The following is a 12504-nucleotide window of genomic DNA, read 5'->3' on the forward strand; positions in this document are numbered from 1 at the left end:
AGGAAATTTTTTGAGAACTGGAGAAATTTTACAAGTTGTTGGACCAGTTGTGGACGTTGTATTTCCTTTAGAAGAAGGCGTGCCTGATATTCACAATGCCCTACATGTAATCAAAGAAGATGGTGAAGGGCATAAAAAAACAATTACGCTTGAAACAGCTGTTGAATTAGGGGATGGTGCTGTACGTACAATTGCCATGGAATCAACTGATGGTCTTCAACGAGGTATGAAAGTTATTGATTTAGGACGTACGATTAGTGTTCCAGTTGGAACAGAAACTTTAGGACGTGTATTTAATGTATTAGGGGATACAATTGATTTAGGGGAGAAATTTCCTGAAGATTTTAGACGTGATGAAATTCATAAACCAGCCCCTAAATTTGAACAATTAAGTAGCCAATACGAAATTCTACAAACAGGTATTAAAGTTATTGACTTATTAGCACCTTACTTAAAAGGTGGTAAAATTGGATTATTCGGAGGTGCCGGAGTAGGTAAGACGGTATTAATCCAAGAATTAATTCATAACATTGCTGAAGAATTAGGTGGTATTTCTGTATTTACGGGTGTTGGAGAACGTACTCGTGAAGGGAATGACCTTTACCATGAAATGCAAGAGTCAGGTGTATCTGCTAAAACTGCCATGGTATTTGGACAAATGAATGAACCACCAGGAGCTCGTATGCGTGTTGCTTTAACAGGGTTAACAATTGCTGAACACTTCCGTGATGAGCAAAAACAAGATGTATTATTATTCATTGATAATATTTATCGTTTTACTCAAGCAGGTTCAGAAGTATCTGCCCTATTAGGTCGTATGCCTTCAGCGGTAGGTTATCAACCAACATTAGCAACTGAAATGGGACAATTACAAGAACGTATTAGTTCAACAAAAGATGGATCTATTACATCCATTCAAGCAATCTACGTTCCTGCCGATGACTATACTGACCCAGCGCCAGCTACAACATTTGCCCATTTAGATGCAACAACGAACTTAGAGCGTCGTTTAACAGAACAAGGGATTTACCCAGCGGTGGATCCATTAGCTTCAACTTCAAGTGCTTTAACTCCTGATATTGTAGGAGAAGAACACTATGAAGTAGCTATGAAAGTTCAACAAATGTTACAACGTTATCGTGAATTACAAGATATTATCGCTATTTTAGGGATTGATGAATTATCTGATAGTGAAAAAATTATTGTAAACCGTGCAAGAAGAATTCAATTCTTCTTATCTCAAAACTTCCACGTTGCAGAAGCATTTACAGGTCAACCAGGTTCATATGTTCCTATTAAAGATACAGTACGTGGCTTTAAAGGAATTATTGATGGAGAATATGATGATATTCCTGAAGACTTATTCCGTAATGTTGGACCGATTGAAGATGTTCTTAAAAAAGCACAAGCGGCAGGTTACCGAGGAGGTAATTAATCATGCTTGAAAATCGAGAACTTTTAGTCGTCGTAACGACTCCAGAAGGAAAAGTTTATAATCACCGTTCTTATTCGGTTAGTGCAGAAGCTATTGATGGAGGAATTACGATTCTTCCAAACCATGCGCCAATTATGTTACCGTTAAAAATTGGTGAATTACGAGTAAAACGTTTCTTAGAAGATTCTCCTACTGATTATATTGCAATCGGTGGCGGAATTATTGAAGTACGTGATAATGTCGTAACGGTTATTGCCAACGTTGCTGAACGTGCACGTGATATTGACGTGGGTCGTGCAGAACAAGCGCGTGATAAAGCAGAAGCAATTATTCAAAATAAAGAGTGTTCTAAGAGTGAAGTAGAACGTGCGAAAATTGCATTGAACAAAGCGATTAACCGTATTGGTGTTTCAAAACATCGTCGATTAAAACAATAATGAAAATGAAAACTGTTGGTATTATGCCAACAGTTTTTTTCATTTTCTGTGAAAAAACATAAAATACCTATTGCAAAATAAAAAAAGAACTGCTATAATCATAAAACGTAAATGTTACGATTTAAGAAAAAGTCAAAACGAAAAGAGGAGAACAAATGGCTAAAAAGTCAAAAATTGCTAAACACGAAAAACAATTAGCATTAGTAGAAAAATATGCACAACTTAGATATGAATTAAAACAAGCAGGAGATTATGAAGCACTTCGTAAACTACCTATTAATTCAAATCCAAACCGTGTAAAAAATAGAGATAAAGTTGATGGTCGCCCAAGAGCTTATATGAGAAAATTCGGAATCTCAAGAATTAAATTCCGTGATTTAGCTCATAAAGGCTTAATTCCAGGTGTTGTAAAAGCAAGCTGGTAATTCAAAGAAAGTAATGGAGGGAAAGAAATGAAACAAGATTTAGCAACAGCATACAGACAAATGAAAAGTCCAAATATTAAAACTCGTAAACGTGCGTTAAAATTAATTCATGAAGCGAAACGTGGAAAGAAAAAATAAGAGGAGTAAGGTCATGAAAGTAAGTAAAAAAATTGTAGCAGTGTTAGGAGCAGCATTCTTATTAGGAGCTTGTTCACAACCAACTACTTCTACAAAACCTCAAAAAGAATCTAAATTAAATATTATGACAACATTTTTCCCAATGTATGATTTCACTAGAAATATTGTTGGAGACGAAGGAGAAGTTTCTTTATTAATTGAAGCTGGAACTGAACCGCATGAATATGATCCAACTGCAAAAGATATTGCAAAAATCTCACAGTCAGATGCTTTAGTTTATGATAATGAAAATATGGAAACTTGGGTTCCAACAGTGATGAAGAGTTTAACAGATTCAAAAGTTAAAGAAATTAAAGCAACAAAAGATATGGAGTTATTGCCAATTGAAGACGACCATGATCACGAAGGTGAAGAACATCATGACGAACATGAACATGAGTTTGATCCACATGTATGGTTATCACCTAAAAAAGCAAAATTATTAGTTGAAAAAATTACAGCTCAATTAAGCGAAGCATTTCCTGAAAAAGCATCTGCATTTAAAACAAATGCACAAGCATATTTAGAAAAATTATCGCAGTTAGATAATGAGTACACAACAGCTTTAAAAGATGCGAAGCAAAAGAATTTTGTGACACAACATACAGCGTTTAGATATTTAGCGACAGATTATGGTTTGAATCAAGTGGGAATTGCAGGAATTTCTCCAGAAGCAGAACCTTCACCAGCTCGTCTAGCTGAATTAACGAAGTATATTAAAGAAAATGAAATTCGTTATATTTATTTTGAAGAAAATGCATCAGAAAAAATTGCGAAGACTCTAGCCACAGAAACGGGAGTAGTGTTAGAGGTGTTAAATCCATTAGAATCTTTAACAAAAGAAGAAATGGATAAGGGTGATGATTATATTTCAGTCATGAAAGAAAATCTTCAGGCTTTATTGAAAACAACGACCGTAGCAGGTAAAGAAATTAAGCCAGAGCATTAAAATTTTTTAAGTTGAAATGAAGAAATTCGTAGGGAGTATGATTTTAGTGAGTTTCTTCGATAGTTTAGAGAGTTTTAGATTAAACTTCTATAGAGACGAGAGTTTCTATAGAAGTTTTTTTATGGAAATAAATACTATATATAGTTTTGATTTTTGTTGAAAAACACAATATGTAGGTGTATGATAGTGGAGGTAATAAAAAGTAAAGGAGGAGTGAGCTTGAGTGTAATGCTTGTAAAGAAAAGAGATGAAAGAGTAGAGACATTTCGTCGTCAAAAAATCTTTCACGGATTAGAAAGAGTTGAAAAAAGTTTATATGTTGAACTTTCAATGAATCGAAAGGAAGTATTAGATAGAATAGTGGACAAGGTTTTATCAAACATTGAAAGTTTAGCAAAAAGTGAAATCAAATCAGAAGAGATAGAAGCTGTGATTCTAGAGTGTTTGAAACAAGAAGGCGAAACGGTATTAGCGAATCAATTTCTTGCCAATCGAATTGAATGGGATAAAAAAAGAGAAAAAGAAATGGATGTTACTCAACGATTAACAAAATTAAGTCAAAGAGATGCGAGTATTATTCATGAAAATGCAAATAAAGATAGTGAAGTCTTTAATACGCAACGAGATTTGATGGCGGGAACGGTAGGAAAAGCTTTCGGATTAAAAATGCTGCCACCCCATGTTGCAAATGCGCATTTAAAAGGAGATATTCATTATCATGACTTAGATTATCATCCTTATTTACCAATGACGAATTGTAGTTTAATTGATTTCAAGGAAATGTTTGAACATGGCTTTAAAATTGGAAATGCAGATGTCGAAAGTCCAAAATCGATTCAAACAGCTACAGCTCAAATGGCACAAATTATTGCGAATGTCGCTTCAAGTCAATATGGAGGATGTTCTGCTAATCGAATTGATGAAGTATTAGCTCCCTATGCAAAGTTGAATTATGAAAAACATTTACAAGATGCTAAAAAATGGGTGGATGGAGAAGAAAAACAAAAAACGTATGCATTCGAAAAAACGAAAAAAGATATTTATGATGCCATGCAATCATTAGAGTATGAAATAAATACGCTCTATACTTCTCAAGGGCAAACCCCATTTACAACATTAGGATTTGGATTAGGAATGTCATTATTTGAACGAGAAATTCAAAAAGCAATTTTAAAAGTAAGAATTAAAGGGATTGGGAAAGAACAAAGAACAGCTATTTTCCCTAAATTAATTTTTACGTTAAAACGTGGTGTGAATTTAGAACAAACGGATCCGAATTATGATATCAAAACATTAGCGTTAGAATGTTCGACGAAAAGAATGTATCCAGATGTTTTAAATTATGAACAAATTGTTCGAATTACGGGTAGTTTTAAAGTGCCGATGGGTTGCCGTTCATTTTTACAAGGGTGGAAAAATGAAAAAGGTGAAGATGTTTCCGATGGAAGAATGAATTTAGGAGTTGTGACCCTAAACCTCCCTAGAATTGCGTTGGAATCAGATGGTGAAGAAGAGCAATTTTGGACTATTTTAGAAGAAAAATTACAAATTTGTAAAGATGCATTAGTGTATCGTGTAGAACGCTGTAAAGAGGCAAAATCAGCGAATGCGCCTATTTTATATCGTTATGGTTCATTTGGAAAACGATTGATGAATGATGAACCAGTAGATGAAGTATTCAAACATCGTCGTGCAACAGTATCTCTTGGATATATTGGCTTATATGAAACGGCTACTGTCTTTTTTGGCAATTGTTGGGAAACAAATCCAGAAGCAAAAGATTTCACCTTAAATATTGTGAAACGATTGAGCGAGAAAACAAAGGAATGGTCGGATGAATATGACTATCATTTTAGTGTATATGCAACGCCAAGTGAAAGTTTAACAGATCGTTTTTGTCGATTAGACCAAGAAAAATTTGGAGATGTAGCTGATATTACAGATAAGGAATATTATACAAATAGTTTCCATTATGATGTGAGAAAGTCTCCAACTCCATTTGAAAAAATTGAGTTCGAAAAAGATTATCCAATTTATTCTTCAGGTGGATTTATTCATTATTGCGAATATCCTGTTATGAAACAAAATCCAAAAGGGCTTGAAGCAGTTTGGGATTATGCATATGAAAGAGTAGGTTATCTTGGAACTAATACACCGATTGATCGTTGTTATGAATGTGGGTATGAAGGGGAGTTTGAACCGACTGCAAAAGGATTTGAATGTCCAATTTGTAAAAATAGAAATCCAAAAACTTGTGATGTCGTTAAACGAACTTGCGGTTATTTAGGAAATCCTCAAGCTCGTCCAATGGTTCACGGAAGACATCAAGAAATTAAATCACGGGTTAAACATCTCTCCAATGAACGAAATCTAAGAAATTAGGAGGATTGGGTATGAAGTTTCCAAAACCGGGGGAATGGACAAGTGAGCAATATTCTAAAGGGAAAATTGCTAGTTATAAGCCTTATAATTTTGTAGATGGAGAAGGAGTACGTTGTTCTTTATATGTGAGTGGCTGTTTATTTGCCTGTGAAGGTTGTTATAATGTTAAAGCACAAAATTTTAATACAGGAATTCTTTATACAGAAGAATTAGAAGAACAAATCATTCAAGATATTGGCGCTAGTTATTGCCAAGGATTGACGTTATTAGGTGGAGAACCTTTCTTAAATACTCAAGTATGCCTGTCCTTAGTTCGTAAATTACGAAGTGTTTATGGGCATTCTAAAGATATTTGGTCATGGACAGGCTATACTTGGGAAGAATTACAGCTAGAAACACCTGACAAAAAAGCGTTACTACAAGAACTCGATATTTTAGTAGATGGAAGATTTGATATTAAAAAAAGAGATTTAACATTGCAGTTTAGAGGAAGTTCGAATCAAAGAATTATTGACGTACAAAAGTCTTTACAGAACAGGCGAGTTGTTTTATGGGATGGATTAAGAGAATAGGAGAATTTTACCGACACTTGACGATTCTTAGAATCATTCAGTAAAATAGATATTAATGTTTTTTAAGGAGTTATGTGTATGAAGTTATCAACTATTTCAAAATTCTCATTAGTGAGTATTTCGACATTATTAATGTCTCATTTGGCCATCTCACCTGTTTTGCCTAAATTATACGAGTATTACCATGGGATGAATCCAGAACTAGGATTGGCTTCTGTGGAAAGTTTAGCGACGATTCCAGCAATGATGATTACGATTTTTGTGTTAATCAGTAATCTTGTCATGAATAAAATTGGGAAAAAGAATACCGTATTATTAGGGATTGGTTTGATTATTATTTTTGGACCTCTTCCAGCCTTTTTAACAAATTTTAAATTAGTGATGATGAGTCGAATGTTGTTGGGAGCAGGGATTGGATTATTTAATTCTCTGTCGATTAGTTTGATGAGTGACTTTTTTGAGTCGGATGAAAAAGCAACAATGATTGGGATGAGAACGGCTTTCTTAAATATTGGGAAAGCACTAACGACATTTTTATCAGGTTACTTATTGCTGTTTAGTGAACGTGCGGTATTTTTAACTTATTTAATTGCGATTCCAATTTTCCTATTATTTTATCAATATGTTCCAAATACTCCAGTAGAACAACGTGTTAAGAAAAAAGGTAACATTCGTTTAGCGGCCGTTTTGTTGACACTTCTAACATTTTTAGTAGGAGTGAGTTATATGGGATTAACGATTAAAATTCCATCACTTATTTTAACGCATTATCAATTAGAAGTAGCTCTATCTCGTAATTTATTAACGATTTTAGCCTTAAGTGGTACGATTGCCGGCTTTATTTTCGGAATGTTATTGAAAAAAGTTGGAGATTTAACATTGCCGATGATGCTACTTAGTATGGCAGTAGGTAGTTTAATCTTTATTTTCTTTAAACAGATTGTTTTATATTATGTTGCGAGTATTTTAATTGGGGTAAGTTTTGTAGGCACGATGTCTTATATTTTCTATTTTATTTCTAAAATTTTTGAAAAAGAAGAAATTAATTTAACAACTAGTATTGTGTTAGTTGGAGGGAATATTGGGGTAATTTTGACTCCGGTTATTATGACGAAACTTCCTGAATGGTTGAATTGGAATCCGTTTATTGCGCCATTTTATATGGCGAGTACTTTTATGGGTATCGTTGCAATGATTAGCGGATGGTATTTATATGAAAAATAATTTTTAGAAAAAGAAGATGAGAGCTTAAATCTCATCTTCTTTTTCTTTTGGATGATGTTGAGGAAAAAGCATAGCAATTTCTTTGGAAAATCTTTATAATGTAACTGATAACAAAAAAAGAAGGAGCGATTATGCCTCAAGGAAAAATTATTCGAGCCTTAAGTGGCTTTTATTATATCGAGTCCTCTCATCAAATTTATCAAACTCGAGCACGTGGAGTTTTTAGAAAAAGGGGACAGTCTCCATTAGTCGGAGATATTGTGGATTTTACAAGTGATACTCTGGAAGAAGGAGTACTGGAAAAAATTTATCCAAGGAAAAATGCTTTAGTTCGTCCACCTGTTTCAAATGTAGATATTGGTGTAGTGGTGATGTCTGCTGTGGAACCAGATTTTTCAACGCATTTAGTGGATCGGTTTTTAGTATATTTAGAAGGAATGGAAATTCAACCAGTCTTACTGATTACAAAGGTAGATTTATTAACTTCAGCACAATTGCAACATCTAGAAGCAGTGAAGAAGAAATACCAAGAAGTAGGATATGAAGTATGGTATTCCTCAGAAGTAAAAGATCACCAAAGTGAATTTTTAGCTTCCTATAAAGGGAAACTAGTGGTCTTTTTAGGGCAATCTGGGGTTGGAAAGTCAACAATGTTGAACCAATTAATTCCAGAGTTGAATCAAGAGACTGGAGAAATTTCTAGCGCACTAGGTCGAGGGAAACATACGACTAGACAAGTTTCTTTACATGAAGTAGAAGAAGTTTGGATAGCAGATACCCCTGGATTTAGTACGGTAGACTTTATTGGTGTGGAAAAAGAAGACCTTCCGCATTTATTTCCAGAATTTGAAGAATACTCAACTCATTGTAAATTTAGAGAGTGTTCTCATCAACACGAACCTCAGTGTGCCGTCATTGAAGCGGTGGAAGAAGGAAAAATTTGGCAAGAAAGATATGACCATTATCAAGATTTCTATGAAGAAATTAGCCAAAGAAAACCAATTTATCAAAGAAAAAAATAATGATTATAAAGGAGTCAAAATCATGAAAGTAGCACCTTCCATTTTAAGTGCAAATTTTGCAACATTAGGAGAAGACGTTAAGAAAGTAGAAAAATTAGGAGCAGACTGGATTCATATCGATGCAATGGACGGTCAATTCGTTCCTAACTTAACACTTGGACCAAATATTGTAGAAGGACTTCGTCCTATTACAACATTAACATTAGATTGTCATTTAATGGTTCAAGAACCTGAACGTTTTGTAAAGGAATTTGCTAAAGCAGGAGCAGACTATATTTCTGTTCATATTGAGGCTACAAACCACATTCACCGTACTTTACAATTGATTAAATCTGAAGGAGTAAAAGCAGGGATTGTCATTAATCCAGGAACTCCAGTGAGTGCGATTAGTGCTGTATTAGGAATGGTTGACTTAGTATTAGTGATGACTGTAAACCCAGGATTTGGTGGACAAGCATTTATTCCAGAAACATTAGATAAAGTAAGAGAATTAGTAGAATTACGTCAAAAACATGGATACAACTATTTAATTGAAGTAGATGGTGGCGTAAATGGTCAAACAGCTAAATTATGTCGTGAAGCAGGGGTAGACGTTGCCGTAGCAGGTTCTTATGTGTACTATGCAGACGATATTAAAAAGGCAATTGATTCTATTAAAGAAGCTTAAAAGAGGAATTGGGTATGGAAATAATCGTAGTCATTGGGGGGCCATTAGATAAAGGAGCTATAAGACGATGGCTTAATCAGAAACTTCAGCAAAAAGATAGCCAAGAATTTCAATTTATTGGAGTAGATGGTGGCTGTTTGAAATTAATGGAAGAAGAGTTGCCGATTGATTTAGCGATTGGAGATTTCGATTCGATTTCACTAGAGGATAAAGAAGCGTTAAAAAATTATGCTTCAAAAATGATTGAATTTCCTTCTGAAAAAGATTTTACAGATTTTGAAGAAGCCTTAATATGGATTGCAAAATCCTTTCCGCAACAAAAGGTGCATGTGTTAGGAGCTTTTGGCGGAAGAGTTGATCATGCCATTAGTTGTTTATGGACTATGTTTCGTCCAGAATTACAAGCATTAATTCCATATCTTTCGCTAGAAGATGAATGGAATCATATTTCTTTCTTAACCCCAGGAGAGTATGTCATTCATAAATTAGAGCATACGAAGTATTTATCTTTTATTACAACCGGACCTATAGAGCAATTGACTTTGAAAAAAGTAAAATATCCTTTAAATCATCAAAATTATGATTTTCCAATTGCATTAATTAGTAATGAATTTATCGATGAAAAAATGGAAATTTCATTTGAGTCTGGTGGAATCATTGTGGGGCAAACAAGAGATTCGTGGAGATAGTTCGGAATTAATTCTGCATTAAAAAGAATAAAACTTATATCACACTTTTATTTTCTTTACGAAATAGAAGTGTGATTCTTTTTTTGAGTTGAATTTTTTATAGAATGAGCTATACTATATATGAGTCTGTTAAAGATTCAAAAAAGTATATATCGGAGGTCTTTTTATGTTAAGAGAAGTATTAGAATTAGGAAAATTCGTTAAAAAATCAAGCGTCTTTGTAAGTGGAGTGGTAGTAGGTTCATTAGGACTTAAAGTTTTAGCAAGCAAAGATACTAAACATGTTGTTGCGAAAGCAGTAGCAAAATCTTATAAATTAAAAGATGGATTAGATGCAACTGTTTCTCAATTGAAACAACATGCAGATGATGTATTAGCTGAAGCAAATGACTTATATGTTGAAGAAAAAGCAGCTAACTTAGCAACAGTAGAAACAAGTGAACAATAATGAAAGTTACAATTAAAGCTCAATCAAAAAATAGAGTGCGTTTGGAAGTGCCTTTTAGATGTACAGCTGCTGTTCAGTTGTATTTAGAAGAAGAAAAAAGACTATTTCCAGAAATTACGCAAATCATTTGTTATAAAGATGAAAAACATATCGCATTTACTTTTGAAACAGGACATGAATCAAGTGTTTATCGTTTCCTAGATCATTTAGAGGTGTCTACCTTAAATGAAAAACAAAGAGATTTTACAGTGGATGCTCAAGTGACACCTGTGGATATTGTAGCTTCCCATATTTACCGTAAAATGGTCGCAAAAGTATTGATTCCGCAACCATTAAAAATTTTCTGGTTATTATGGAAAATGAAGAAATTCGGAAAAGCTGCATTTGAATCTGTTTTAGAAAAGAAATTATCCATGAGTATTTTGGATTTTGTAGCGATTGTAACATCGATGGCAATGGGAGATCATAAAACAGCTGATACGATTATGTTCTTATTAAATCTTGGAGATGATTTAGATGAGTGGTCTCAAAAGAAATCCGTTGAAGATTTGGAGAAAAATCTAAAAAATAATATTTATGAATTATGGATTGAAAAAGACGGAGAACGATTCAAAAAATTAAGTCATCAAGTAGAAGTGGGCGATGTATTTGTTGCTACTGAAGGGCAAGAGATTTATTTTGATGGAACAGTTGTATCTGGTCGTGGATTTTTAAATGAAAGTTCATTAACTGGAGAAGCCTTCCCAGTATCTAAAAAAATTGGAGATACTGTTTTTGCCAATACGGTTGTAGAACAAGGTGAATTATTAGTAAAAGTTACGAATGCTGAACAAAATTCACGTTTACAACAAATTGTTCAATTAATGAAAACAAGTGAACTACATCAATCAAAACAACAAAAACAATTATTAGAAAAAGCAGATGGCTTGGTGAAATATAATTTCATAGGAATGGCAGTGACATATTTATTAACAAGATCGGTTCAAAAAGCATTAACCTTCTTATTAGTCGATTATTCATGTGCCTTGAAATTATCTTCACCAGTGACTTACCTAACAGCTATTAAAGCAGCTTCTACAAGAGGAATTGTTGTAAAAGGTTCAAGTTCACTAGATGAATATCCAATGATTGATACCTATGTGTTTGATAAGACTGGAACTTTAACAACAGGGGTTCCAAAAATTCAAAAGATTTTACCTTATCGTGGTTATTCAGAGGAAGAGGTTCTACGAATTGCAGCATGTTTAGAAGAGCATATTTATCATCCAATTGCAAGTGCAGTAGTGCAAAAGGCAGAAGATGATGGAGTTGAACATGAAGAAATGCATGGTAAATTAACGCATGTGGCTTCTAAAGGAATTTTATCTTCGATTGATGGTGAAAAAGTTGTTATCGGAAGTTTAGAATTGTTGAATGAACATCACGTGGAAATTTCTGAAGAACAAGCTAAAATCATAGAAGAGTATACTCAATGGTATCATCTATTGTATTTAGGATATAAAGGAAAACTAATTGCTATTTTCTTAATTGATACACCATTGCGTCCGGAAACGATTGAAGTTTTACAATCGTTAAAAGAACGTGGAAAGAGTATTATTCTATTAACTGGAGATACGAAGAAACGAACAGAATCCATTTGTTCGCTAATTCAATTTGACGAAGTGTATACAGAAGTGAAACCAGAACAGAAGCACCAAGTAATTCAAGATTTACAAGATAAAGGGCATCGTGTCTTTATGATTGGCGACGGTCTAAATGATTCTGCTGCTTTATCTAAAGCAAACGTTGGGGTAGTAATGGCAAGTTCATCAGATATTGCAAGACAAGCTAGTGACATTGTATTCTTAGAAGAAACTTTATCTGGAATTCTTGTTTTAGATGATATTTCTGCAAAATTACAAAAACAATTAGGAAGAAACTTGAATACAACTGTATGGGTCAATACTTCGCTAATGGGATTAGGATTGTTTAATCTTTTATCGCCAAGTACATTAGCAGTTTTCCATAATTTGACAACAACCGTCATTATTGGAAAGAGTTTTACTTATATTAAATAAAGAAAAAAGACTGGACATTG

At 33.8% G+C, this 12504-nt stretch carries 12 protein-coding genes and 1 pseudogene; all 13 read left to right on the top strand.

What is annotated here, in order from left to right:
* Positions 1–10: 10 nt before the first annotated feature.
* The gene (atpD, locus tag RWZ86_RS00865) at positions 11–1435 is read left to right on the top strand and encodes a F0F1 ATP synthase subunit beta (RefSeq protein ID WP_314450740.1); all 1425 of its coding nucleotides are present in this window, start codon (positions 11–13) and stop codon (positions 1433–1435) included.
* Between the two features lie 2 nt (positions 1436–1437).
* Positions 1438–1872 carry a F0F1 ATP synthase subunit epsilon gene (locus tag RWZ86_RS00870; protein WP_314679205.1) on the top strand — a complete coding sequence of 145 codons (435 nt, stop codon included), beginning with the start codon at positions 1438–1440 and terminating at the stop codon, positions 1870–1872.
* A 155-nt stretch (positions 1873–2027) separates the two neighbouring features.
* A complete protein-coding gene (gene rpsN, locus RWZ86_RS00875) occupies positions 2028–2297 on the top strand; it encodes a 30S ribosomal protein S14 (protein WP_314679207.1) in 270 nt (89 codons plus the stop codon).
* Positions 2298–2324: 27 nt separating this feature from the next.
* Complete coding sequence (locus RWZ86_RS00880; protein ID WP_227930882.1) at positions 2325–2435, top strand: putative metal homeostasis protein; 111 nt, start codon at positions 2325–2327, stop codon at positions 2433–2435.
* Positions 2436–2448: 13 nt separating this feature from the next.
* Positions 2449–3417 (top strand): annotated as a pseudogene (locus RWZ86_RS00885) (metal ABC transporter substrate-binding protein); the annotation flags it as partial.
* A gap of 234 nt (positions 3418–3651) precedes the next feature.
* Entirely contained in the window at positions 3652–5805 is a 2154-nt protein-coding gene (gene nrdD / locus RWZ86_RS00890) for an anaerobic ribonucleoside-triphosphate reductase (RefSeq protein WP_399544635.1), read from the top strand.
* Between the two features lie 11 nt (positions 5806–5816).
* Positions 5817–6377, top strand: coding sequence for an anaerobic ribonucleoside-triphosphate reductase activating protein (nrdG, locus tag RWZ86_RS00895; RefSeq protein ID WP_314679210.1), 561 nt, complete (start codon positions 5817–5819; stop codon positions 6375–6377).
* A gap of 72 nt (positions 6378–6449) precedes the next feature.
* Positions 6450–7601 carry an MFS transporter gene (locus RWZ86_RS00900; protein ID WP_314679212.1) on the top strand — a complete coding sequence of 384 codons (1152 nt, stop codon included), beginning with the start codon at positions 6450–6452 and terminating at the stop codon, positions 7599–7601.
* A 131-nt stretch (positions 7602–7732) separates the two neighbouring features.
* Positions 7733–8623: a ribosome small subunit-dependent GTPase A gene (gene rsgA, locus RWZ86_RS00905; RefSeq protein ID WP_314679214.1), complete on the top strand. Its 891-nt coding sequence runs from the start codon at positions 7733–7735 to the stop codon at positions 8621–8623.
* Positions 8624–8645: 22 nt separating this feature from the next.
* Complete coding sequence (gene rpe, locus RWZ86_RS00910) at positions 8646–9290, top strand: ribulose-phosphate 3-epimerase (protein ID WP_314679216.1); 645 nt, start codon at positions 8646–8648, stop codon at positions 9288–9290.
* Positions 9291–9304: 14 nt separating this feature from the next.
* Positions 9305–9979 carry a thiamine diphosphokinase gene (locus RWZ86_RS00915; protein WP_314679217.1) on the top strand — a complete coding sequence of 225 codons (675 nt, stop codon included), beginning with the start codon at positions 9305–9307 and terminating at the stop codon, positions 9977–9979.
* A gap of 166 nt (positions 9980–10145) precedes the next feature.
* A complete protein-coding gene (locus RWZ86_RS00920) occupies positions 10146–10427 on the top strand; it encodes a DUF6110 family protein (protein WP_314679218.1) in 282 nt (93 codons plus the stop codon).
* Positions 10427–12484 carry a heavy metal translocating P-type ATPase gene (locus tag RWZ86_RS00925; RefSeq protein ID WP_314679220.1) on the top strand — a complete coding sequence of 686 codons (2058 nt, stop codon included), beginning with the start codon at positions 10427–10429 and terminating at the stop codon, positions 12482–12484. The genes RWZ86_RS00920 and RWZ86_RS00925 overlap by 1 nt, the downstream gene beginning before the upstream one ends.
* Positions 12485–12504: the final 20 nt, after the last annotated feature.

This window comes from uncultured Granulicatella sp., assembly GCF_963545075.1.
Taxonomy (GTDB): Bacteria; Bacillota; Bacilli; order Lactobacillales; family Aerococcaceae; genus Granulicatella.